Raw genomic sequence first — 25,547 nt, 5'->3', positions numbered from 1 at the left:
CTCAAGGATGGCTGCCCGGACCGGGCAGCGGGGGCCCGGTCGTCGGCCCTCCCCGCGCGGCGCCCGGAGGAGGAACGGTGTCCGCCACGATCTTCCACGCCAGATCTCCGATGGTGGCGTGCCGGACGAGGTCTCTCACCGTCAGTCCCGTCACGCCGCGCGCTCGCAGCACCGACCTCAGCCTGAGCAGCATCAGCGACGTACCTCCCGCTTCGAAGAAGTTGACATCGGCCGGTATGCCGTCACGGCCGAGAACGTCCGACCACGCGGCTCGCACGACGGCCTGCCAGTGCGAGCCGGTCGTCCCACCGGCCAGGGACGGGTCCTCCTCGGGCCCTGTGCCGTCGGGCAGCGGCAGCGCTTTCCGGTCGGTTTTTCCATTGGCATCGGTCGGCAGGTCGTCTCGCACGATCAGGATCTCGGGAACCATGTGCGCGGGAAGCCGGTCCCGCAGGTGAGCGCCGAGACTGGCCAGGAGCGTGTCCGCGGGCCCCGGCTGTTCCGGGCAGACGAAGCCCACCAGACGGATGTCCGGCTCGTTCCGTCGGTCCGCCACCACCGCCGCCTTACGCACCCCCGGCGCGTTCGCCATGACAGCCTCGATCTCTCCGGGCTCGACGCGATATCCGAGGATCTTGAGTTGGTCGTCAGCACGGCCGTGCAGTTCCAGCATCCCGTCCGCGGTCCACGAGGCGATGTCTCCGGTCCGGTACAGGCGACCGCCGCCACGAGGGTCGAAGGGGTCCGGTACGAATTTCTCGGCGGTCAGTCCGGGGGCATCGAGGTAGCCTCGCGCGACGCCTGCCCCGCCGATGACGAGTTCCCCGCGGACTCCGACCGGCAGGGGTCTGAGTTCGTCGTCGACCACGTGGACCTGGGTGTTGGCGATGGGCGTGCCGATCGGCACCGTGGCCCCAGGTCGGTCACCGGCGACCGTATGCGCCACCGAGCCCACCACGGTCTCGGTCGGGCCGTACTCGTTGACCATCCGGGTCCCGGGGGCCCGGCGGGCCCACTCCCGCACGTACGCGCCCGGCAACTGCTCACCGCCGAGCACCAGGACGGACGGGGCCGGCCGGACCGGGCTGACATCGGTCTTCTCCATCACCGCCAGCAAGTGCGTCGGCGTACCTTTCACCATCCGGTATCCGCTGTCCCAGTGCTCGGCGACAGCGAGCGGTCCCCGTTCCTCCGGGAGGACGTCCACGCAGGCCCCCACCAGCAACGGCCCGAGCAGGCTGGTCACGGCCATGTCGAAAGCGACCGAGGTGTGCAGGGGCACGGTCGCGCCCGGCCCGACGCCGTATTCCTCCATCGCCCACCACAGGTAGTTGGCCAGCCCCCGGTGAGTGATCATCACGCCTTTCGGAGTGCCCGTGGAACCGGAGGTGTGGATGACGTACGCGAGCGCTTCAGGGCCGGGATGTACGGGCGGCACCGGTCGTCCGGCGGGGAAGGCCGCCCCGGCCTCGGATACGCACCGGCCGATGCGCATCACCGGCCCCGTCCACTCGCCGACGGACCATCCCCCGTCCCGGCCGTCCTCGGCGATCAGTACCCGGGCTCGGCACCGCGCCAGCAACAGGTCCCGGCGGTCCGCTGGATCCCGTACGTCCAGCGGGACGAAAGCGGCGCCGGTGGACAGTACCCCGAGGACGGCGGCCAGTAGCCCGGCGGACCTGGGGAGACTGACGGCTACCAAGTCCTCTGGTCCGGTGCCGAGTTCCAGGAGCCGTCGGCGGATCCCGTCCGCAGTGCTCCACAGCGCGCGGTAGCTGACCACTGTGTGGCTGTCACGGATGGCCGGCGCGTCAGGCCGTTCCCGCACCTGTCGGGCGATGCCTTCCAGCACACCGGCCAGAGGTTCTCGGCGCGGCCCCCGCGCCCAGTGCTCCAACCCGACACCATCCTGGTCCGGTACCGCTGGAAAGGCGTCCAGCCCGCCTCCCGTGCCCACGGCGGCCACAGTCTCCCGGAAGTGCCCGGCGACCCTGATGGCAACCTCTTCGCTGACCGTCCCAGCGGCGTACTCCAGTGTCACTTCGGCCCGGTCGCCGTCGAGTTCGACCCGTACAGCCAGACCGAACCTGGTTTCCCCGGGGTGGATGAAGCAGGGGGTGACGTCGAGACCGCCCATGCTGAACCGTTCGGAGTCCGCGTGCTCGACCGCGAAGGACACAGGGTGTATGGAATCGGCTCCGCCGCTCCCACCGGACTGCCGGGAGTGCGTCCCGGTCCGTCCGGCCTGGACACTCTCGATGGCCGTCAGCACCGATGTGCGGACTTGTTTGAGGAGGTGCTCGAAGGACCGGTACGCGCGCACCGGAACCACCAAAGGCACCGTGTCGACGAAGAACCCGATCGTACGCTCCAGTTCCGGAACGTTCCTGGTGCTGATCGGAGTGGTGAGGACAGCCTCGTCACGGCCCTGCCATCGGCTGAGCACGAGAGCGAAGGCCGCGAGCAGCGCCATGTTGGGCGTGGCTCCCACGGCGGCCGCCCTGTCGATGAGCGTGCGGTATGCAGAGGCCGGAAGGGTGAACCGGTGAATCCCCGCCGGACTCACCAGTTCCCCGCCTCGTGCGAGCCGGCCGTCGTCGGGTGCCCGGGACAGGCCGGCACCGGACGCAGGCGGGAGCCACCCACGGTCCTCGTCCGCGGACGTGTGCCGAGCTCGCTCCTGGACGGCGAACTCTCTGAAGGTCATGGCGATGGGAGGCAGGTGAGGCCGGGCGCCGGTCACACGCGCCGTGTACGCGGCCCGCAGTTCCTCCCGGAGGATCCCGAACGACCAGCCGTCGCAGGCGGAGTGATGCACGGTGATCACCAGAACGTGGCAGTCCGGCCGGACGTACACCAGCGCGGCACGCAGCATGGCGCCGGCGGAAAGATCGAACGGAAGCCTCACAAACCCACTGACGCATCTGGCGATGGCGTCGCCTTCGCATCCCTCCAGAAACCCCTGCGGCCGTTCTCCCTCTTCCTCACATGCCGCCGCACCGGGCTCCAGGCTGAGCCGGCCCAGCTCGACCCGTCGCGCCGCATCCACCCGCTGTACAAGACCGCGTTCGGTCCAGTGGAGCGTCGTTCGGAAGGCCTCATGCCGTTCGACCAGCAGGTCGAGGGCTCCCTGCAGGGCCGCCTGGTCCAGGCGGCCCTGCAGTCTCCAGGCGAGGACCATGTGGTTCACCGCCGAACCGGGGACCAGCTGGTCTGTCAGCCAGATCTGCTCCTGCCCGGACGACGAGACGCATTCCGTCGCAAGCATTCCTCATCCCCCTCACGCAGTCGTCCGGGGTCACACCACTCACCTGACACGGGGTCGGCCTCCGAATTGCAGGGCGATGTTCGCGACGACCGCACGGAGGAAATCGCCGTCGTCGTGGAAGAATCTGGCACGTATCCGCATGCACCAAACGGTCTGCGCCGCCGCAGCCGCTGCATTTCATCGATAATCCCCACAGCGCGGTCCTTAAAGTCGCCGGCTCACCGATGGAACCTGCTGACAACCCGGCTTGAGATGCATGCCTCACCTGCCTGGACGACCGGCGTATCAAGCAGAGTGCGTCGTACAGACCGGCCACGGTCATCGGATGATGCCAGCCACGAAGCATCCGATCAAGGCACTCATTCCCTTATTCGGGCCGAGGAATCGGGGTGTGGCGTCTCGCACCAACGCTTTCACTCCGTCGTGAGATCACGAAGTCGCTCATAGAACATGAATGGCCAACGTCAGAGCGCGTCAGCCGCAACGCGACGCAAGGGCATCGAGTGGGGTCAAAGCCTGGGTAAAGACTGGGGAGGCACGTCCTGACCGGTCGACGGCCGTCGAGACCGCCTCACCCGGGGCGACCTGACGGCGGAAGCCGAAGAAGGCCGGCAGCTCCCGGCTGCGGGTGAAGCTGCGCGCGACACCCCGGTGGAGCCGCCGAGGCTTGCTGTCCAATCGCGGAAAATCCGCACTTGCACGCCAGTCCCCACCGGGTGTCTCCCGCATCGCACATCCACGGCGTTCACCACGCCGTCCGCGTCGCAGTGGCTTCCGGCACTGCCGCGGGCGCCAGTCCGTCCGATGGCAGGACCATCCGGTGGGTGCCGGCCGTTCAGAGCTGATTGGTCTCCAGCCGTCGGGCCAGTTCCTCCCAGTGCACAGCACACTGGTGAGCCAGGTCGGCCACACCCTCCGCACAGTGCCGAGGTATCGCCTGGACCACTTTCGCCCAGGTCTCGGAGTCGATCGCCTGGAAGCTCAAACTGCGAAGCAGCAGCCGCCCGGCCTCCGTCGACCGGAGCGAGGGATCGCGTTTCAGTTTCTCCCACGACCGGTTCCCCTCGTTGGCAGAGGGCGGCGAGGCGGCCTCTCCTTCCCGTGCCCGAGGTGCTTCCGCGGAGAGCTCAGGCTGGCCCTGGGGATTTCCGTCCCCCTGCACGGGGACGGATGCCGGCCCCTCACCCCTCCTCAGCCGATTCCGCACGTCTCGCGCCGTGTTGGGGGAGATCCCCGCAGCCCGCGCGATCTCACGCAGCGATGCGTCCGGGCGGGCGGCGATCACCTGACTCGCCAGCACCCTTCCCTCGCTGCTGTCCAGCGGACGAACCCGACCGTCCTTGCCCACCCTCCTGGTCAGCTGCGGATCGATCACAGTTCCGCTGCGGCGCAGCTTTGCCACTGTCTTGGCGGACAGACCGGTCACCTCCGCGACAGTCCCATCGGACCAGCCCGGATATGCGTTCACGATACGGAGAGCGGCATCCCTTCTCTCAGCCAGAGACAGCGGCAGACCGTGTTCAATATTCATTTGAACTGAGAGCACATAGGATTCTTCTGCACTGCCTTCGAAAATCCTCGCCGCGATAAACTGCTCTCCCTTGGCAATGGCTGCCTCGACTCGATGCATCCCGTCGATCACCTGCATCGTATGCTCATGAACGAGAATCGGTGGCAGTGATGCGTCGGTCTCACGCAGAGCGCGCACATGAGTGACATCGATACGCTGTACACGAGGGGACCCGTCGAGGGCGAGGTTACTAATCTTCACTTTCACAACGGGCAGATCCTGATGAATTAAGAAGTTGAGCCGCTCCCGGCGCGCCTCGTCCAGACTCCCCTTGTTCATCGGTTGACGCATCACCACACAGACCCCTCTTTTGGGAAGGCGGGAGAGAAACCACTCTCTAGCGTGCACGAAGACGATACGAAGGGGTACCCCACCTTCAAAACCGAGCGAATCATCCGCAGGCAGCGAGAGATTCAGTGCAATACCCAGTCTCATGTGGTACACGGCGCGCCACACCGGGAAGAATCTTGCTCACCGTGAGCACATAGTCACCCCGAGTGACAACAGTGGCGGGGATGACCGCGCGGAGCGGCCCTTCGGTCGCTCACCGCGACGACGGCGATCGGTCGGCTCGGCACTGGCCGTGATAGTCCGAGAACTGCGAAAACATATCGCCGTGAGCGACTCATTCGCACTCGGTTTCGCTGGACCTGCCCCAAGAGAGAGCGCTACCCGAGTCGGCGGGATGATTCTGGCGTAGTCTGAGCGGGCAGGGCTGGAGTGAATGGATTCCAGCCGGTGGCGCTATCGTGTGCCGCGATCACCTAACGGTGGAGGTGTTCGAGGTGGCCTATGATTCCGTGGAATCATTGGTGGAGGCCAACATTTCCGACCCGGTTGTCAGTGAAAGCGAACAGGTCCTGGTACCCATCGATTCACTGCGTAATGGCGACTCGCCGAGGATCAGAGGTGTCGACGAGTCGCACGCCAGACTGATGGCAGAGTCCGGTACGGCTTTTCCGGCGATCTATGTCCAGCGCGGAACCATGCGCATCATCGATGGTATGCACCGGTTACTGGCCGCCCGACTCAGGAACGAGACCCATATCCTTGTGAAATTCTTTGATGACGACGATGACGCCGCATATCTCCGAGGCGTTGCCGCGAACATCACACATGGCCGTCCCCTGACTCTGGCGGACCGGAAAGCTGCGGCCGGCAGAGTCATCGAAATGCACCCGGATTGGTCCGACAGGGCAGTGGCTGCGACAGCAGGGCTCTCGGACAAGACCGTCGCCGCCCAGCGGCGTGCCAGTAAGCAGGTCACACCTCTCGATCGGCGGAGAGGTCAGGACGGCAGAGTCAGACCCGTCGATGCGGCCTTGGGCCGACAGGTCGCGAGCGAGCTGCTGACCAACAGTCCCGAGGCATCCCTACGATCGGTCGCCAAGACCGCCGGGGTGTCGCCAACCACAGTGCGAAACGTGCGCGACCGAATGCACCGTGGTGACTCGCCGGTTCCAGCCTCCCGGGTCCGGCCTCGACCCGATTCCCCGCAAGCCACGCGACCGAAGATCGACGAGCCGTCCGCAGGCCGCTGCGAGGAGCTGGGGCCCGACTGCAAAGCCGTTCTCAAGACGTTGAGCCGCGATCCGTCACTGAGGTACGCCGAGGCGGGTCGCACTCTTCTGCGCTGGCTCAGCGCCCATCCGTTGAGCGATGACGGCGAGGAATTCGTAGCTTCCCTTCCTGCCCACTCCATCCCGGTCGTGGCCCAGCTCATCGCCCAGTACGCACGCCAATGGGACGGTCTGGCCAAACTGGCCGCGACGCGCGCGAACCGGGCCTGACGCAGTGGCGCCCAGCGCCGACGGCCGCGGGCGGCGGCACGGCCGCCCGCGGCCGTGCCGTGAGGACGGTTGTCGCCGACGGTGGCGTACCAGGACGCACACGACCGCCTGGTACACCGCCGTCCCGCCATGAGGATGTTCCATCCGGGAGCGGGCGCGATCACAGCATCGACGACTGCCGGTGTGCAACCGAGGAATTTCTTGAATTGCACAGCGTCTGGCTGAATCCACCCGGTCGCGAATGGCATAGACGGTGCCTTGATGCGAGCTGCCAGGCGGCAGCGAAAGGTATTATGAGCCCGCCTGGGACTACAGGGAGGATGCGATCCGGAGGTTGCTCTTTCTGAGCAGCCATCACAGGGTCGAACAGCGGGACAGAAGACGCACGCGTCCCTCCCCCGCTGAGAATTCCGACCGCCGAGGAGAGACCGGATGACTCAAGAGGAACACAGCGCGCGCATGGCGAATCTGTCACCTGCGAAAAGAGCTTTGCTGGAGCAATGGCTCACGACGCAGGGACGGGATGTAAGGGCCGTATCTCAGGCACCGCCGGTAACAGCCACGGAACGACTCCTTTTGAAGATCTGGCGTGATGTCCTGCGCATCGAAGAGATTGGCGTCGAGGACGATTTCTTCTCCCTCGGGGGCGACTCCATCACCAGTTTGCAAATCGCTGTGCGTGCCGCCGAAGCAGGGCTGAGCATCAGCTCCCGCCAAGTACTCGAGGCCGAAACAGTGAGCCGCCTGGCCGAGTTGGCCAGGCCCATGGAGCGCGCCGTTGAGGACGTAGCCACCGGGCGTGTGCCGCTCACCCCCATCCAGCGCTGGTTCTTCGAGCAGGAGCTGCCCCACGCCGAGCGCTGGGATCAGACCATCCGGCTGGTGGCTTCAGCTGCCCTGGACGCCGACGTCCTGCGCAGCGCCCTCGCGTCGCTCGTCGGTCACCACGATATTCTGCGGGCGCGATTCGCTCCTGAAGAGGAAACCTGGGGTCAGAGCGTGCCGGTCGACACGTCGGTGCCGGTCCCACTGCGCGTTGTCGACCTCTCCCGCGCGGACGGCCCCGCGTACGAGGACGCGATGGCGGCGGCGGTCAGGGCCGTCGAGGCCGACATCGACTTGGGCCGGGGACCTCTGCTCTCAGCGGTGCTCTTCCAGTTCGGCCCCACCCGTCAGGACATGGTGCTGCTGGCGTTCCACCACCTTGTCGTGGATGGGATCTCCCTCCGGGTGCTCGTTGAGGACCTCGACCGGGCCTACCGCCGCTTGGCCCGCGGGCAGTCTGTGGACCTGCCGGCGCTCACGACCTCCTTCAGGAGCTGGTCGCAACTGCTGCGGCGATTCGCCGGACAGCCAGAGGTGCGGAGCCAACTCGCGTACTGGAGAGATGTCCCCTGTGCCGGCGCCGCGCGGCTTCCGGTAGACCACGAGGACGGTCCGAACACCGTAGGATCGACCGGGACGGTGTTCACGCGGGCTGACAGCCGAATTGGCCGGGCTCTGCTGTTCGAAGTCCCCAGGAGCAGCAGGGTTCCGGTACAACACGTCCTCCTCGCCTGTCTGTTGCTGACCTGGTGGCGGTGCCACGGAACCACTGCCCTGCAGATCGATCTGGAGGGACACGGCCGCGAATCCATTGACTCCGCCGTCGACGTGTCACGCACTGTCGGCTGGTTCACCACGATCTTTCCCGTGGTGTTGCGCGCTCCGGACACCCCGGAAGCCGGCGACCTGACAGCGGCTCTGAATGCGGTACGGAAGGTGATGACCGAACTCCCCATGGCCGGATTGGGCTACGGACTTCTGCGCTACCTGAGTCCAGGGGGAGACAACGGCATGGGGGACCTGCCTCAGTCACAGCTGAGTTTCAACTATCTCGGCCGGTTCGAGCCGCTGACCGCGGAGGACGCTGTTCTCGGTATCCCCCTTCAAATGCCCGGTCTTCTCCAGGATCCGTCCGGGCCGAGGCGCTACGTCGTCGAAGTCGCGGTGAGCGCTGTCGAGGACCGCCTGCTCGTGGCGTGGACCTACAGCCGGAGTCGGCACCAGCGGGAGACCGTCCAGCGACTGGCAGACGCTTATATGTCGGCTCTGGAGGACGCGGTACGACTCCTGGCTCGGCAGGAGGCTGGTGATGTCCGGCACGGAGTCGCGCCGTGACGTCCCGGCGGTGATCGATCGTCTGGCCGGCGAGTTGAAGAAGGCATCCGGAAATACTGCGAGTGCGCGGACACCTCAGCGGTGACATGCGCGAGATCGCGGTCACTGTGTACCCGTGATGGTCGGCGACCGCAGGCGGCCGCAGGAGCGCGTGTGCCGAATCGCCCGCGGGCCTGCGGCTGCCTGCCGAGGCCGGGAACAGCGCCGGTGCGAGCATCGCCATTTTCCGGCTCTGATGCCGCCGCCGTGTGTCACCGCTGCCGAATGCGTCATTCGAGCTTTCCCCTCGAATTTTCATGCCGTCGAGGACAGCGTTGCACTCCATGTGCGAACGCCATACCGTACTGCTGACGACTGGAACTCGCCGTCATTTCCAGCAGCTCCCGCGACGTGTTTTCTCAGTTCCCGAAGAGGGATGCTTTGCGCCCGTCGAGCGACTGTTGACTGGCATTCGCCAACTGTCACGGGGGCGTCGGCTGCACCGTGCTGACAGGCCAACGCACAACGGCGGATCCCATCGAGCTGATGAATCGAGGAGCGACCTGTGATCCTGACCGACGACCAGCTGAATGAGTACAGTCACAACGGTTTTTTCTTGATTCGGGACGTCTTCGATGCCGACGAGCTGCAGTTGATGGCAGCACAGGCGTCTGCCGAGTTCGCCGTGGAAGGGCCACGTCGCGTAATGGAGACGAACGGGAGGCAGGTCCGAGCGGTGCACGGGTCTCATCTGCACTCCCGGTTCTTCGCCGATCTGGTGAGGATGCCACGCCTCTTGGATCCGGTACGGCAGTTGCTGAGCGGTGAGGCGTATGTCCATCAGTTCAAGATCAACGCCAAGAAGGCATTCGGCGGGGAGCTTTGGGAATGGCACCAGGATTTCTATTTCTGGGAACACGAGGACGGTATGTCCGAGCCGAGGGCGGTGAATGTCGTCATACACCTGGACGCGGCCAACGAGTTCAACGGACCACTCATGCTCATTCCGGGCTCCCACCGGGAGACGGGAATATCGGCGGAAGGGAATCCCGTCGAACCGGACGGCGAGGTACAGGGGTGGGAGCGCACAGTGAGCGCCCGGCTCAAATACAGGATCGGCTCCGAAACGCTGCGCAAACTCGTCGACACGCACGGGATTACGTCGATCAAGGGAACCGCCGGATGCATCCTGTTCTTCGATCCACGTGTGGTGCACGGATCCGTTGGCAACATGACCCCCTACGACCGCAGCCTGTTGATCATCTCCTACAACAGCACGGAGAACCAACTTCGGGAAGTTCCGCATCCTCGCCCTGAATTTCTGGCCGGCCGAGAGTACGGCGCGCTTAAGTCATTGGCACGGGACCGTTTGCCGGGCACAGGATACTGAGAGAAGGTGCCATGCTGATCTGTGGTCTGAAACTTACGCATGACGGAGCCGTGGCACTCATCGACGGGAATCGTCTGATCACGAGCGTGGAGACCGAAAAGCTCGACAACGGGTACCGTTATTCGGAACTCGGCGATCTGACGGTGGTCGAGTCGGTCCTCAAGGACGTCGGCGTCGGTACTGATGACGTCGACGCCTTCGTCGTGGACGGTTGGGGACACGGCGAAGAACGGCCTCAGGTGACCACACGCTACCGGAGCAAGGAGATACTCCTCGCGGTGGCCCCGTACCGCGAGGAGCGACTCGAGGACGACACCACCCTTCCCCGCGTTTTCCAGGGACTCCCGTGGAAGAAGACCAGCTACAGGAGCTACAACCACGCGACCGGGCACGTCTTCTCTGCCTACTGCGCAAGTCCCTTCGCGGCATCAGGACAGCCCGCTCTTGTCCTGGTCTGGGACGGCGGGGTGCTCCCACGGTGTTACCGCATACGTGCTGGGCAACAGCCCGTCGTCGAAAACTTGGGGCCTATATTCGGGCTCATCGGCAATGTCTATCCGACGTTCGCCATGCACTTTCCCCCATTTCGTCCGGAGGACCTGGGCGATGATGGTCGATCCGCCTACCGCCAGCTCACGGTGCCGGGGAAGGTGATGGCCTACACCGCGCTCGGCGAGGTGCGAAGCGACCTGTGCGACGTGATGGACGACATTTACGACCAGCACCTCACCCTGTCGCTCGAGTTCGCCGGGATGTTCTCGGAGGAGTTCCTCCGGCGCACCGCGGAACGCGAGGTCGAGCCCGCCGACGCGATGGCGAGTTTCCAGCACTGGGTGGGTGGCCGTCTGGTGCAGGGGCTGGCCCTCCTTCGACAGAGGTGCCCGGACCTCCCCATGAACCTTGTTCTGAGCGGCGGTTGCGCGCTGAACATCAAGTGGAACTCCCGGATCCGGGCCGGCGGGCTCTTCGAGAAGGTCTGGGTACCGCCGTTTCCCAACGACTCGGGCTCGGCTCTCGGCGTGGCCTGCGCGGAGATGTCCCGGCTCACCGGCACTCCGACGCTGGACTGGTCCGTCTACAGCGGACCGGAGATGATCGTCGGGGAGGACGTCGACGGCTGGACGAACGGCCCGCTGGACGTCTTCGGGCTCGCACGGCTGCTCCACGAAACCGGCGAACCGGTTCTCATTCTTCACGGCCGTGCGGAGCTGGGGCCTCGGGCACTCGGCAACCGCAGCATTCTGGCAGCGCCGAACCGGCCGGAAATGAAAGACCTCCTCAACAAGCTCAAAGGCAGGGAGTACTACCGCCCGGTCTCGCCCATCTGCCTTGAACACCGGGCACCCGAGGTCTTCGACCCTGGCGTGCCGGATCCCTACATGCTGTTCGAACACCAGGTCCGCGACACTTGGCAGTCGCGAGTCCCGGCCGTCATGCACCTCGACGGCTCCGCCCGGCTGCAGACGGTGAACCACCACCAGAATCCGGTGGTCGCAGAGGTGCTGGAGGAGTACGCGCGGCTCAGCGGAATCCCCGTGCTGTGCAACACCAGCGCCAACAACTCGGGGCGGGGCTTCTTCCCGGATGTCGCTTCGGCGCTGCGTTGGGGGAGGACCCGCTACGTCTGGAACGGTGGCCGTCTGTGGACGCGCACCGGGGACGGGCAGAGGGCGATGGCGGAGAGGACGGTCGACCAGTGACCACCGAATCCTCAGCGGGCCTCCGTGCACCGTTCGGCCCGGACTCATACGAGCTGACACCGCTGCAGAGCGGGATGCTGTACCACAGCGTGCGAGCCGACCGGCCGGGACCATATGTCGAGCAATTCGTCTTCGACGTCCATGGTTTCGTTGACGTAGAGGCCATGAAGGCGGCCTGGGACGACGTACTGCGGCACCACCCTGTGCTGCGCACACGCTTCGCCTGGGAGGGCCTCGCCGAGCCCCTGCAGACGGTCGCTGCCGAAGCCGCCGTACCCGTACGGATTCGCCATCTCGGCGATGCCTTGACGGGACAGGACGAGGAGCGCTTTCTCGCGGCGGACCGGTCAGAGGGGTTCGACCTGGGCAAGGCTCCATTGATGCGGCTGACGTGGCTGCGAGGCGATGGCACCACCACTCTCGTATGGAGTCTTCACCATCTGATCATCGACGGCTGGTCGATGCCCATCGTGCTGCGAGACGTCGCGGCAGCGTATCGCGCCCGGGTGACCGGCGGAGTGCCCGACCTGCCCGAGGCCAGGCCTTTCAGCAGCTTCGTGGAGTGGATGCGGACCCTGCCCGGCGCCGCCTCGGCGAAGGACTTCTGGCAACGCCGGCTAGCGGGTTTCTCGGCGCCGCCGCCGCTGCGGATCAGGTCGAGCCTGTCCCCCACCGACGTGTGCGGGACTTCGGGAGCGGTCGTGACCAGGGATCTGCGGGCCGGCCTCAGCACGCGGACAGCCGCAGCCGCTCGTACGGCCAGGGTCACGCAGGCCACCTGGTACGAGGCAGCGTGGGCGCTCACGTTGAGCAGGCTGTCGGGCGAGCGCGACGTAGTGTTCGGGGTCACCGTGTCCGGTCGGCCCGCGGACCTGCACGGAGTCGAAGGCATCGTGGGGCCGATGATCAACACCCTGCCTCAGCGCATCGCCGTCGACGAAGGGGCGACCCTGCGTGACTGGCTCCGGGGGATCCAGCGCAGCCATCTCGACATGGAGCCGCATCAGCATGTCGGGCTCAGCACACTTCAGCGATGGACTGCTGTCCCTGCCGGCACCGCGCTCTTCGAAAGCATTCTGGTGTTTGAGAACTACCCCGGGGACACGCTGAGGTTCGACCTCGGAGACGGCAATGCCCTGACGGTACGTCAGGTGATCGAAGACACCGGATACCCGATCACCTTCATGGTGCTGCGTCGGCCTGAGGGCGTCCGTCTGCAAGCCCTGTACGACGACGGGATGTTTTCCGCCGGCGCCGCCGCGTCCCTGCTGGACCGGGTGGAGAACCTGCTCGAAGCCATGACGGCCGGCGTCGACGGGCCACTTGCTGACATCGGTCTCGCCAGTCCCCGAGAACTCGATCTCGTGCTCAAGGAATGGAACAACACGGCAGGCCCGCTGCCGGACCGCCCCGTTCACGTCATGGTCGTCGACCGGGCTGTCAAGGCACCTGAATCGCCGGCGCTCGAACACGCCGGCCATCGCCTCACGTATGCCGACCTGCTTGCCCGCAGCGAGGACCTGGCCCGGGCTCTGGTGGACCGAGGAGCGGGACCGGAGACCGTCGTGGCTCTGTTCCAACGCCGTTCGCCCGAGCTCCTCGTGAGCGTACTCGCGGTGCTTCGCGCGGGGGCTGCCTTCGTCGCCCTGGACCCCGCCAATCCGGACGCGCGCCTTGCCTACGCCCTCGAGGACTCGGGGGCCGTCATCATGCTCACCGAAGCCGCGTTCGACGAGCGACTCGCCGACTGCCCCGTGCCGCGCCTCCTGCTCGATGGTCCGTGGCCCTACGGGCAGGGGCCTCTGCCTGACCGGACACACCTCGACAGCCTCGCCTACATCACCTACACGTCAGGATCCACCGGTCGGCCGAAGGGCATCGCGATGTCCCATCGCGCCGTGGCGAACCTGATCAACTGGCAACTGCACCAGTCACCTACGCACCACGCAGGCAGGACCTTCGCCTACGCCTCGCTGAGCTTCGACGTGTCGTTCCAGGAGATCTTCGGAACTTGGAGCGCGGGCGGCACTCTGGTCCTGGTCACCGATGCCGACCGGCGCGATTTCGAGCGACTGCCGCAGGTCGCCGCCCGAGAGGCGGTACAGCGTTGGTACCTGCCTGCGGCGGCACTGACACAGATCGCGGCCAGTGCCGCCGCAGACGACAGCGTCGTGCCGTCACTCCGCGAACTCATCCCAGGCAGCGAGCCGCTCCATGTGACACCGGAGCTACGCCGACTGCTGGCCGCTGCCCCCGACTGCCGGCTGGAAAACCAGTACGGCCCCTCCGAATGCCACGTGGTCACCAGCCATGTCATGGAGGGTCCCTCGCAACTGATGCCGGAATGGCCACCCATCGGACGGCCCATAACCAACACCAGCATCTACCTCCTCGACGACATGAAACGGCCTGTCCCGATCGGGGCGACCGGCTTCCTGCATATCGGCGGCATCTGCTTGGCACGCGGCTACGTCAACCGCCCCGGCACGACGGCGGAGAAGTTCGTTCCCGATCCGTTCGCCGGCGTTCCCGGCGCGCGCATGTACGACACCGGGGACCGCGCGTACCAGGACCCGGACGGCACGCTGCACTTGATCGGACGGATGGACAACCAGGTCAAGATACGCGGCTACAGGATCGAACTGGGCGAAGTGGAGACAGCCCTCCAAGCCACAGGACTGGTTCGGGAGACAGCTGTGGTGGTGCACGGCCAGGAAACAGACCGACGGCTCGCGGCCTACGTCGTACCGGTCGACCCTCCACGCGACGAGGTCTCCTTCCAGGAGAGGCTGCGCGAGTTGCTGAACACCACGCTGCCCGAATACATGGTTCCGTGGTCTTTCACGGTGCTCCCCCACATGCCACTCACCGTCAACCGCAAGGTCGACCGCAAGGCCCTTCCCGCCCCTCGGCAGCCGGTGGCGCGGGCGGCCTCGATCCCCGGTCGACCGGCGGCGGTCCTCATCGCGGGGATGTGGGGTGAAGCACTGGACCGGTCGGTCGTCGACTTCGACGGGGACTTCTTCCAGATGGGCGGCCACTCGATGCTGGCCTTGCGGCTGATCGGCCGAGTGCGGAGCGCCTTCGGTGTACCGGTGGGACTCGGTAGCCTCTTCGATGACCGTTCGCCACGACGTCTGCTGGGACGCATCGAGGAACACCTGGGCGGGGCCGATGCCGCGGACGCGGTAGCCACTCAGTTCCTGGAGCAGACCGAATCGCGGCAGCAGCGGTGACGGGCACCACCCCGGCCATGGCGAAAACCGGTGTGCCCAGTGGGCTGCCCAGCGCGAACTCCTCTGGGGGTCCCCAGGGCGGAGGCTGGGGGAGGGACTTTCACAACTCGCCCCAGGGCCTTTGCCTCCGGGAAGTCGCTCACGACTGGAATGGGCTGGCCGACGCACCGAACTTCCGTGCAGGGCTGCGCGGATCGCCGACTGGGCTCTGTGCAACGCTTGCCTTTCTTTCAGGTCGCTAAGTCGATACGATGCCACTGCCTGGAAATTTTCCGATCGCTCAGCCGGTAATCACCCTGATCATTCTGCAGGACGACGAAAATCTCCATCTGACGGGAATGAAATCCGCATGTTGCCGGGTATCTGCCTGCACAGTATCTTCAAGGAACGTGCTCGTGCGGCCCCAGAACGGATCGCGCTCTCGACGCCACACGAGAGCATTTCCTACCAGGAGCTCGACGCTCGAAGCGACCGGTTGGCCGCACAACTCATCGAGCTTGGGGTACGCCCGAACGTATTGGTCGGACTATGCGCACGCCGAAGTCCCGAAGCGATCGTCGGAATGCTCGGTATCCTGAAGGCCGGTGGCGCCTATGTGCCGATAGATCCCAGTTACCCGGCCCAGCGCATCGAGTACTTGCTGACCGACTGCGCGGCGCCGATCGTGGTGGCAGCAGCGGACGCTGCCGATGCGGTGAAAGGGCGTCACCCGCAGATTGTGTGGATCGATGGCGACGAGGTCGACGTGCCCGGCACCGTAACGCTGGAAGGCGGTGCGCCCCCGGTCGGGGCGACCGAGAACGATCTCGCCTACGTCATCTACACCTCCGGTTCCACCGGGTCACCCAAAGGGGTGATGATAGAACATCGGAATGTGGTCCGGCTTTTCAAGCAGGTTCAGCCATGGTTTCACTTCGATCATCGGGACACCTGGTCGCTGTTCCATTCCATCAGCTTCGATTTCTCGGTCTGGGAGATATGGGGTGCGCTGTTGCACGGCGGACGGCTTGTGTTGCTGCCCGAGATGGTGCCTCGCTCGCCGGCGCTGCTGTTGTCCCTGCTGCGCTCCGAAAAGGTGACCGTCCTCAACCAGACGCCCTCTGCCTTTCACCAACTGCTCACGGTCATGTTCGCCGACGGGAGCAGCGACAGCGGAACGTCCGGCATGGCCCTGCGGCTGGTGATTTTCGGCGGGGAGCGGCTGGATCCTCGGGTATTGGCACCGTGGATGAACCGGAACGGCGATCGGCTTCCAGTCCTCGTCAACATGTACGGAATTACCGAGACCACCGTGCACTGCACCTACCGACGGATCACGGCGGCGGATCTGCGCACGGGGGGCGTGAGCCCCATCGGGGTGCCCCTACCCGATCTGCGAGTGCATGTGCTGGACAGCGACGGGAAGCGGGTGCCGGACGGTGTGCCCGGTGAGATTTACATCGCTGGGGCCGGGCTGGCTCGAGGCTACCTGCATCGACCGGATCTGACCGCGCAGCGGTTTGTTTCCGCGTTGCCGGGAATCGGCGAGTCGCGGCTCTACCGATCCGGGGACCGGGCCATGCGGTCGCCCGGTGGCGAGCTGATCTACCTCGGGCGGATGGACCACCAGCTGAAGATCCGCGGGTACCGGATCGAGCCCGGAGAGGTCGAGGAATGTCTTTCGCGTCTGCCGGACATCGCGGGAGTGGTCGTCACCTCGCGCGACTTCGGGGGCGGTGACGTCCGACTGGCCGCTTACCTGGTGCCCGCCGACCCGTCGGCCGCAAGTGGCGGGAACAGCTCCCGGCTTGTCGCTGCGGCGGAGAGACATGCGCGGTCGACGTTGCCACGGCATCTTAGGCCGTCCTTCTACGAGGTCGTCTCGAAAATTCCTATGACACCACAGGGAAAGGTGAATCGAGATGCGCTTGGCAAGTAATTACGCTGTATGGAAGGAGTCTGTATCGTGAACACCCTGTCCGGCGCACGCAAATCCGCCGCAGACATTCACCGGTCGATCAGCAAAGTCGTGCGAAAGGTGTTGGAGCGGGAGGACATCGACCCGGCTGTCGATCTGTTCGATCAGGGCGCCACATCCATGGCCTTCATCCGGATCGTGGCACAGGCGAACGAGATGTACGACATCACCATCGACGCAGCGGCGTTGGAGGAAGCGAGTATCGATTCGCTGGCCAAACAGGTGCGCGCGCAGACGAACGGCGGACTCCTCAAGGGAAAGGATGAACGATGACGAACGCGGTGCAGCAGAGTTTCACACCCACACCGGAAGAGGTCGCACGTTTCCACGAACTCGGCTATATGGGGCCTTTCAAGGTCTACGAGGTCGAAGAGATGAAGCGGTTGTGGCGGCGTGAGCGGCTCCAGCTGATGGACCGCAGCAACGCCGTCTACGCGGAAGGCGACGCGCAGGCGGGGAACACCAACATCGCCAACTACGACCGTCATCTCGACTCCACCTTCCTGGCCGACCACATATGCCGGCCAGAGATCGTCGACCGGGTGACCTCCGTGCTCGGGCCCAACGTCCTGTGCTGGCGCTCGGAGTTCTTCCCGAAGTACGCGGGTGACGAGGGAACAGATTGGCACCAGGCCGACACATTCGCCTTCGCTTCCGGAAAGCCACAGATCCTCTGGCCGGAGTCGCAGAAGGAGTTCGGCGGGACGATCACCGTGTGGACGGCGTTCACCGAGGCCGCCGAGGACACGGGCTGTCTGCAGTTCATCCCGGGAACTCACCGAACGATGCACTACGACGAAGCCAAGGCGATGCACTACCAGCCCGACAACATCAACAGGCAGCGGAAGGATGGCGTCTCGCGCGGCTTCTACGGCTACGACTACCGGGAGTTGCAGAAGGATCCCGACTGGAAGCCCGATGAGGACCGGGCCGTCTCGATGATCATGAAACCGGGTGAGGCGATCCTGTTCTGGTCCACCCTCATGCATGCGTCGAAGCCGCACACCGCGATGGACAAGGAGATGCGTCTGGGCTTCGCGGGCCGGTACGTGCCGACGTCTGTGGCGATCTATCCGGACACCGACGGTATCGACGAGTACGGCGGGCGGGTGAGCCTGAGTGAGTACGGGGCGGTTCTTGTCGCCGGCGTCGACGCCTACACCCACAACCGGAAGGTGACCGAGACCACAAGGGGCCACAAGTTCCGCGTCCGCTGATCTCACTCGCTTGAGGAGGCCTCGAATGCTGGGACATCACACAAGGACGGCAGTCTCTCGGCTTGCAGCGTCAGTGCTGTCCGTCAGGCCGCTCGCCGATGCCCTGGCCGCACCGGTCCGGGTTGTTCCCGTGGGCAGCGACACCACCGTTTCCCCCGTCGACCTGTCGGACGAGCAGTGGCAGGCGCTGCGGGGAATGCTGGACCGGATCGCCCGGCGAGCCGGAGTCGCAGGACTGACATTGTCCCGGGAAGAGGCATTCCACGACCTCCAGGTGTTCGAGCGCGTGATCAGCCAGCGGTTGGCGCTCGCGGAATGGGCGGACTGCGCTGCCTTGGTGTCGGCGGACAGGTTCGGCGAGACGGAAGGGGTCGTCGAGGAGACAGTGGCGGACAGCTTCGATGTGTTCGCCCACAAGGAGACCATCGCTTCCTGCGACGGCGTGCCGTTGAACGTCTACTCGGCAGGGCAGTCCGACGAAACGGTTGTGCTCGTGTTGGCCTGCGGTATGCCGGCATTGCTGGCGGAGTCCTGGGTGCGCTTTCTAGCACATGACCGCCGTGTGTTGACCTGGGAGAGCCGGGGGCTGTTCGGAGCGGCCGGACAAACCGGCGACTACGCTGCCGACATCGCCGCGCAGGTCGCCGATCTGTTCACTGTGATGGACCATTACGGCGTCACCGGCGCACACCTGGTCGGCCACTGCGGCGGTGCGGTGATCGCTCTGGCCGCCGCAGCTGACCGGCCGGAGCGCATTCCCTCACTCAGCCTCTGGTACGGCGCCTACGGGTTCGCTGACGGACACCTCGCAACACGGCATCAGGAGGGGCTGGTGGACCTGATGACCACTGCCGCCCGCAACCGCGCCGCCGCTCAGGTTGTGCACGCCGCGTTCTGCCAGGCGATGCTCACCAGCACACTCGCCGACGTGGCCCACCTCGTGCTGTACCCGTACGCGAGCCCGGAACTCCTCTACCGGTACTGTCGGCTGAACACAGGGATCACCAGTACCGACGTCGGACAGTACCTCCCCAGGGTGAAGCAGCCCACGCTGGTGGTCACCAGTCAGGACGATGACGTCGCGCATCCGGCCGGCTCGGAACGGGTCGCCGCGGAGTTGCCGAACGGGCACCTGCGGGTGGAGGCCCACGGCAACCACATCTCGCTCTTCAACGGAGAGGAAACCCTGCTCCGGGTGGCTGCGGATTTCATGACACAGCACGGCACCACGGCTGACTGACCTGGCACGCCGCGGCGTCTGCGGGCACGGACGGCATCGAGCCGGGCAGTGCCGTCGTGAGCCCCCGAGCGCAGACTCGTCCCCCTGACGGTCGGCGAGGGCGCCGCACACGGCGTCCTCGTGGTCGGTCGAAGACTTCAGCCCTTGGGCCGATCCCGGTGTGACGGGGCCGGGCCACTGCTCTCCCGCACGATCAGCTCCGGCTCGGTCCAGAGGGGCAGGGCCGGGGCGTTTTCGGGCTCGAGGAGCCGGTGGAGCAGGCCGAAGCAGCCCCGGCCGAGACCTTCGAAGTCGAGGCGGACGGTGGTCAGGGCGGGGTGTGCGTAGGCGGAATGGGGGGCGTCGTCGAAGCCCACCACGCTCAGGTCGCCCGGCACCTCACGGCCCGCCTCCCTGGCCGCGCGGAGTACGCCGAGTGCCAGGTCGTCGTTGCCGCAGAGCACGGCCGTGACCGACGCGTCGGCCAGCAGTGAGCGGGCGACGAGGTAGCCGGAGCGAGGGCTCCAGCCGGCGTAGATCGGTTCCGGGAGGGGCTTGCCGGCCGCCCGCAGGGCGTCGCGCCACCCCTCGGCGCGCTGGCCGACGCGGGTGGTGGAGGACGGGATCGCCAGGTAGTGCACGGTCTCGTGGCCGAGGCCGAGGAGATAGCGGGTGGCCTGGGCGGCGGCCGCCCGGTCGTCCAGCCAGAGCTGGGGCCGGTCGCCGGGGCGGCCGTCCTCGGGCCGTTCCACCGCTGCCGCTGCCGGGAACCCGGCGGGCAGTGCCTGCCATGCCCGTACGCCCGGTGCGTCGAAGGCGATCACCAGCACCGCCTCCCCCGGCCTGCTGACCCGGGCCGCGACATCCGCGGGCTTCTGGGCCGAGCCGGTGTCGAGCACGCTGATCTGGACCGTGAAGTCGGCCGCCCTCGCCGCCTCCTCGATGCCCCTCAGGGTCGCCGCGGCGCCGTACAAGGAGGTGTCGGAGGTCAGCACGGTCACCGAGCGCACCAAACCGCCGGCCAGTGCCCGGGCCATCCGGTTGGGCGTATAGCCCATCTCGGCGATGACGTCCAGGACCCGGGCCCGGGTCGACTCCTTGACCCGGGGGTGGCCGTTGACGACCCGGGAGACGGTCTGGTGGGAGACGCCCGCCTCCTTGGCGATGTCCCGGATGCTCACGGTCCTAGGAGCCTGTGGTCCCTCGCCGGAGCGGGGGGCGGGGGTCGCTTCCTGCATGGTGGGTGCGGCTCCTCGTGGGAACTGGGGGCGGTGACCGTGTCGTTGGACCAGGTGTTCTCGTTCTCGGCGGCTTCCTCCGAGGTCTGCCAGCCGAACCGGACAGGGGCGAAGGAGGAGAGCACCTTCACCTGTGCGTGGGCGGGAAGGTGATCAGCGGGTATCCGATCGTGGTGCCCTCGGTGCCCTCGGAGGAAGTGCTGAGGTCCACTCCCCTTCTTCGTCCGCTCCGAGCCAAGCCACCTGACCAGCCCCCATGTCTCCGCGGGCGCTTGCTCCCGCCGTTCGGCGCACTGTCGAGACCGTTACCCACGGGCTCGAGGCCACCGTCGGCGGGCCCTGGAAGCTTGCCGACCGCCCTCGCCCGACGGGAGGCCAGGAGAAAGTTCCACGCGGAGTATTGCGAGAGCCAAATGTTACCGTTCACACTACCCCTGCGCCACCGGCGCGTTAACGTCCGACGCCGGAAGCACGCAGGGGTCCGCCTGACGAACTCGGACTCCCGCTTGACCGCGGTACAAGGCTTCCCGCCCCTTCCGCTGCCAGACCGTCTGTCGCCGAGTCCCGCGGAGCCAAAAAATGTGAACGGTAACATTTCTGCCCGTAGCGGGCTCCCCGGGCTCACCGACCAATACCTGTGCCCGTTCCGTCCAGCCCGACGGCCGAACAACTGAACGCGAGGAGCCGGCCAGGCGCGTGCGCTGCGGCGGCATCCACCGCCCGTACGGCGGTCGGGCGCTCGTCGACCCTGAGCGGGCGAACTTCACACACCCAACTGTTCAACCTCTTGACCGGACCTGAAACAGGTGCTGCTCGTACATCCGCTTCGGATGTCGTTCATTCGCATTGAGAAAGAGTTGATTCCATGTCATTCAGGAGATCCTCCGTGACCCACTGGAGAAGACCTGCCCTCGTCCAGGCGTTGATCCTCAGCCTGGCTCTCGCCGGGCTCGTGGCCCTGGGCGGTGGCCGGACACCGTCGGCCGCCCTCGGCGGGACCGAGCCTGTCGCGGTAACCACCCACCAGGTCACGGTTCCGTCGGCACCGATGGGCTGGGCCTCCTGGAACAGCTTCGCCAGCAGCATCGACTACAACACCATCAAGGCCCAGGCCGACGCGCTCGTCTCGTCCGGCATGGCCGCCGCCGGCTACGAATACGTCAATATCGACGACGGTTGGTGGCAGGGCGCCCGTGACAGCAACGGCAAGATCGTCACCGACGAGAGCCTGTTTCCCGGTGGCATGAAGGCCATGGCCGACTACATCCACAGCAAGGGCCTGAAGGCGGGCATCTACACCGACGCGGGCAAGCAGGGTTGCGGCTACTACTTCCCCACGACCAAGCCCGCGGCGCCCAACACCGGCAGTGAGGGCCACTACCAGCAGGACATGCAGACGTTCCAGGAGTGGGGCTACGACTTCGTCAAGATCGACTGGTGCGGCGGCGACAAGGAGGGCCTCGACCAGGAGACCACGTACAAGGCGATCAGCGCCGCCAACGACGCCGCGGCCGCGGTCACCGGCCACAAGCTGGTCCTGTCGTTCTGCGAGTGGGGCACCGGCAACCCTTGGAACTGGGGCGCGGGCACGGCCCCGATGTGGCGCACCAGCACCGACATCATCTTCTGGGGCAGCAGCCCCTCCTCGGCCAACATGCTGGCCAACTTCGACAAGACACTGCACCCCTCATCCCAGCACACCGGGTACTACAACGACCCGGACATGCTGATGGTCGGCATGAACGGCTTCACCGCCGCGCAGAACCGCACGCACATGAGCCTGTGGTCGATCTCCGGCGCCCCACTGATAGCCGGCAACAACCTCACCACCATGAGCACCACGACCCGCGACATCCTCACCAACTCCGAGGTCGTCGCCATCGACCAGGACGCCCGTGGTCTCCAGGGCGTCAAGGTCGCCGAGGACACCAAGGGTCTGCAGGTCTACAGCAAGGTCCTGTCGGGCACCGGCAAGCGGGCCGTGCTGCTGCTCAACCGCACCTCCGCCGCCGCGTCCATCACCGCCCGCTGGGCCGATCTGGGCCTGACCGGGGCCTCCGCCTCCGTGCGCAACGTATGGACGGCGACGAACGCGGGCAGCTTCGCCACGAGCTACACCACCAGCGTCCCGGCCGGCGAAGCGGTGCTGCTCACCGTCTCCGGTACCGAGGCCGCCGGCACCACCTACGAGGCGGAGTCCTCCTCCAACACCCTTGCCGGTACCGCAGCCAACGCCACCTGCGCCTCCTGCTCCAACGGCTCGCTGGTCGGCTGGATCGGCAACAGTTCCGCCAACACCCTGACGTTCAACAACGTCAACGCCTCAGCCTCCGGCGTGAAGCTCGCCACCATCGGCTACGTCAACGGTGACAGCACCGCCCGTAAGGCGACGCTCCAGGTCAACGGCCAGCAGCCCACGGTGGTGTCATTCCCGCCGACCGGCTCCTGGACCACCCCCGGCACCGTTTCCGTGCTGGTCGGCATGGCCAAGGGCTCCACCAACACCCTGAAGTTCTCCAACAGCACCGGCTGGGCGCCCAACCTCGACGCCGTCCTCCTTCAGGACATCGCGGGCACCAACGGCAATGAGATCATCGGGGTCGGCTCCAACCGCTGCCTCGACCTCGCCAAGAACACCATCGTCAACGGCACCCAGCTCGCCCTCTGGGACTGCATCGGCGGACACAACCAGACCTTCACGTCCACATCGCGCGGCGAGCTCGTGGTCTACAGCAACAAGTGCCTCGACGCCTACAACAGCGGCACCGCCAACGGTACGAAGGTCATCATCTGGGACTGCACCGGCGGTACCAACCAGAAGTGGACCGTCAACTCCAACGGCACCATCACCAACAACCTGTCCGGCCTCTGCCTCGACGCCGTCAACAACGGCACCGCCAACGGGACCAAGCTCGACCTGTGGACGTGCAACGGCGGGACCAACCAGAAGTGGACTCTCAACTGAGAGTTGACGACGCCGTCGTTCCCGATCGGCGGACGGACCGGATTCTCCGGTCCGTCCGCCGATTCATTTGCTGCTCGGTGAGAGAGACGGCAGCTGCGCGCCCTCCTGATGTTTCCAGATCGGCACCCCGTGCTCGGGGTCGTCGATCAGCTTCTCGCATCTCTCGAAGGCTCCCGAAGCGGTCGGCACCCTGGCGGTTCAGCTCGCCACGGCCCACGGAACGCGTGTCACCGCCATGCGCGAGCCCGTCGCGGCCATGTGGCAGGCCGCAGATGAGCGGGGTGACGCCCTGGATGACCAGGAAGGGCACCGCGGCCTGGAAGGGGCTCTGGTGCTGGATGACGCCGAGGCGCCGCTCATCTGGCCGCTGCTGGTCCGGCTGCTGCACCGCGTGGGCCCGGGCCCCATGCCCGTGACCGGGTTCGTCTCGCTGGCCGTCGCCCAACTGTGGCTGCGGGCGGTGCCGATCAAAGAAAGCGGCATGATCCCCCTGCTCGGGCCTCGTGCTCAACGGTGTCGGCTTCGGTCTGGTCGTCGCCGCCCTCACCGCCGCTGCCGTCAACGTCGTACCGCCCACCCTGACCGGCATGGCGGGCGCCACCACCAGCCTGGTCCGCGACCTCGGTCAGACCCTCGGCCCGGCGATCGTCGGCGCCGTCGCCCTCGGCATGGCCACGAGCCGGCTCACCGGCAGCCTCCCCGGCGCAGGCCTGACCCCCAAGGAGCACGGCATCGCCTCCGCCGTCCTGCACGAGGGCGGCCCGCTCGCCCTGCACAGCGCCGACCTCGGTCCGCTCAGCGCCAAGCTCGCCCCGTACACCACGGACGCCCTGGCCCGCGGCTACCACAACGGCCTGATCCTCACCGCCGTTGCCTGTGCGGCCGCCGCTGTGATCGCCGCCGTCTTCGTCGGCTTCGGGCCCAGCGGCACGCGGCCGGCCGAGGCGGAGGGGAGCGCGGCGTGAGGTTCGCGACCTTCCTCCACGACGGGAAACGGCGGCACAGGTCAGTGCAGGTACCGCTCCACCGAATTCCGCGGCATTCTCGGCCACGCCCAACTGCCGTCGGCCGCAACCGATCTCATTCTGCTCGGCGACCTCACCGGCCGCTACGCCGCCGGCAGTTACAGCCGGCTTGCCTCCGACGGCCGGAGCATGGTCCTGCGTGCGGACCGCCAGGGGGCGGCTGAGCACGGGCACCGGATCACCGCGGCCATCGCCTGCCACGTGGCCCGGGCCGGCGGCACGGTCGACCAGCTGACGCGCCTCCTGCTGCACCCCGAGCACGAAGGCGGACGGCATGCGAGGAACATCGCCCTGCGCTCCGGGCAGACACGCGCTCTGGACTACATCCGCCGGGTCTGGGCCAACGGAAGCGGTCAGCACCACCAAGGCGCTGAGCTCCCGGCACGGCGCGTACGAGGTTCTCGCCGCGCTGCGGGACCGCATCGAGACCACGCCCTGGCGCGGGGAGCGGGGACGGACCGCGCTGCGGGTGCTGCGGGCACACCTGACCTTCGCCGAGATCGCGGGCGGCCCCCTGCACCACGCCAGCGAACGGCAGACCGCCGAGGAAGCGGGCATCTCCCGCACGACGCTGCGGGCCGTCTACGACACCGTCCTCAAACCGCAGGGCTGGCTGCGCCGACTTCGGGTCGGCCACGGCCGGGAGGGATCCACCTGGTACCTCGACTACGGCAGCGCCCCCAGCAGCCACGGTGCCCCCGCTCCGCTGTCTCGTCTCCGGACCACTCAGTTCCCCCCGTGAAGCGGCGGTGGTCGCCGACCAGGGCAATGAACTCTGCCGTCAGGATGGCCCCCATCCCCGGCAGGCTGCGGATGAGAGCCCCGTCAGGGTG

At 66.5% G+C, this 25,547-nt stretch carries 15 protein-coding genes; 12 read left to right on the top strand and 3 right to left on the bottom strand.

Translation table 11 applies throughout. The features are described from left to right. Position 1 precedes the first annotated feature (1 nt). Together ACIBK3_RS31380 and ACIBK3_RS31375 are read right to left on the bottom strand one after the other, a co-directional pair. Entirely contained in the window at positions 2–3,268 is a 3,267-nt protein-coding gene (locus tag ACIBK3_RS31380; RefSeq protein WP_399370792.1) for an amino acid adenylation domain-containing protein, read from the bottom strand. A gap of 835 nt (positions 3,269–4,103) precedes the next feature. Next, positions 4,104–5,273, bottom strand: coding sequence for a ParB N-terminal domain-containing protein (locus ACIBK3_RS31375; RefSeq protein WP_399370791.1), 1,170 nt, complete (start codon positions 5,271–5,273; stop codon positions 4,104–4,106). Positions 5,274–5,608: 335 nt separating this feature from the next. On the opposite strand from ACIBK3_RS31375, the gene ACIBK3_RS31370 reads away from it, so the two are divergent. The 9 genes from ACIBK3_RS31370 (at position 5,609) to ACIBK3_RS31330 (ending at position 19,507) form a co-directional block, all read left to right on the top strand. Next, a complete protein-coding gene (locus ACIBK3_RS31370; RefSeq protein ID WP_399370790.1) occupies positions 5,609–6,628 on the top strand; it encodes a ParB N-terminal domain-containing protein in 1,020 nt (339 codons plus the stop codon). A 432-nt stretch (positions 6,629–7,060) separates the two neighbouring features. After that, positions 7,061–8,788 carry a condensation domain-containing protein gene (locus ACIBK3_RS31365; RefSeq protein ID WP_399370789.1) on the top strand — a complete coding sequence of 576 codons (1,728 nt, stop codon included), beginning with the start codon at positions 7,061–7,063 and terminating at the stop codon, positions 8,786–8,788. Positions 8,789–9,332: 544 nt separating this feature from the next. Continuing rightward, positions 9,333–10,157 carry a phytanoyl-CoA dioxygenase family protein gene (locus tag ACIBK3_RS31360; protein ID WP_399370788.1) on the top strand — a complete coding sequence of 275 codons (825 nt, stop codon included), beginning with the start codon at positions 9,333–9,335 and terminating at the stop codon, positions 10,155–10,157. Positions 10,158–10,168: 11 nt separating this feature from the next. After that, positions 10,169–11,857, top strand: coding sequence for a carbamoyltransferase N-terminal domain-containing protein (locus ACIBK3_RS31355; RefSeq protein WP_399370787.1), 1,689 nt, complete (start codon positions 10,169–10,171; stop codon positions 11,855–11,857). A 74-nt stretch (positions 11,858–11,931) separates the two neighbouring features. Next, positions 11,932–15,093, top strand: a complete 3,162-nt coding sequence (locus tag ACIBK3_RS31350) for an amino acid adenylation domain-containing protein (RefSeq protein ID WP_399371035.1) — start codon at positions 11,932–11,934, stop codon at positions 15,091–15,093. Between the two features lie 349 nt (positions 15,094–15,442). Next, on the top strand, positions 15,443–17,011 hold the full coding sequence (locus ACIBK3_RS31345; protein WP_399370786.1) for an amino acid adenylation domain-containing protein: 1,569 nt from the start codon (positions 15,443–15,445) through the stop codon (positions 17,009–17,011). Between the two features lie 27 nt (positions 17,012–17,038). Beyond that, a complete protein-coding gene (locus tag ACIBK3_RS31340; protein ID WP_399370785.1) occupies positions 17,039–17,323 on the top strand; it encodes an acyl carrier protein in 285 nt (94 codons plus the stop codon). Next, entirely contained in the window at positions 17,320–18,267 is a 948-nt protein-coding gene (locus ACIBK3_RS31335; protein WP_399370784.1) for a chlorinating enzyme, read from the top strand. Before ACIBK3_RS31340 ends, ACIBK3_RS31335 begins: the two co-directional genes overlap by 4 nt. A gap of 130 nt (positions 18,268–18,397) precedes the next feature. Next, positions 18,398–19,507 carry an alpha/beta fold hydrolase gene (locus ACIBK3_RS31330; protein WP_399370783.1) on the top strand — a complete coding sequence of 370 codons (1,110 nt, stop codon included), beginning with the start codon at positions 18,398–18,400 and terminating at the stop codon, positions 19,505–19,507. Positions 19,508–19,644: 137 nt separating this feature from the next. Here ACIBK3_RS31330 and ACIBK3_RS31325 read toward each other — a convergent pair whose 3' ends face one another. Further along, the gene (locus ACIBK3_RS31325; protein WP_399370782.1) at positions 19,645–20,724 is read right to left on the bottom strand and encodes a LacI family DNA-binding transcriptional regulator; all 1,080 of its coding nucleotides are present in this window, start codon (positions 20,722–20,724) and stop codon (positions 19,645–19,647) included. Positions 20,725–21,589: 865 nt separating this feature from the next. On the opposite strand from ACIBK3_RS31325, the gene ACIBK3_RS31320 reads away from it, so the two are divergent. The 3 genes from ACIBK3_RS31320 to ACIBK3_RS31310 all read left to right on the top strand — a co-directional run bounded on the left by ACIBK3_RS31320 (position 21,590) and on the right by ACIBK3_RS31310 (position 25,456). Beyond that, a complete protein-coding gene (locus ACIBK3_RS31320) occupies positions 21,590–23,689 on the top strand; it encodes a ricin-type beta-trefoil lectin domain protein (protein ID WP_399370781.1) in 2,100 nt (699 codons plus the stop codon). 503 nt (positions 23,690–24,192) lie between these two features. Beyond that, on the top strand, positions 24,193–24,654 hold the full coding sequence (locus ACIBK3_RS31315; protein ID WP_399370780.1) for a hypothetical protein: 462 nt from the start codon (positions 24,193–24,195) through the stop codon (positions 24,652–24,654). A gap of 334 nt (positions 24,655–24,988) precedes the next feature. Continuing rightward, positions 24,989–25,456: a hypothetical protein gene (locus ACIBK3_RS31310; RefSeq protein WP_399370779.1), complete on the top strand. Its 468-nt coding sequence runs from the start codon at positions 24,989–24,991 to the stop codon at positions 25,454–25,456. Positions 25,457–25,547 lie beyond the last annotated feature (91 nt).

This window comes from Streptomyces sp. NPDC050287, assembly GCF_044459385.1.
Lineage (GTDB): Bacteria > Actinomycetota > Actinomycetes > Streptomycetales > Streptomycetaceae > Streptomyces.
The sequence above is the reverse complement of the archived record's forward strand: the minus strand, read 5'-3'. Positions and strand labels throughout refer to the sequence as shown.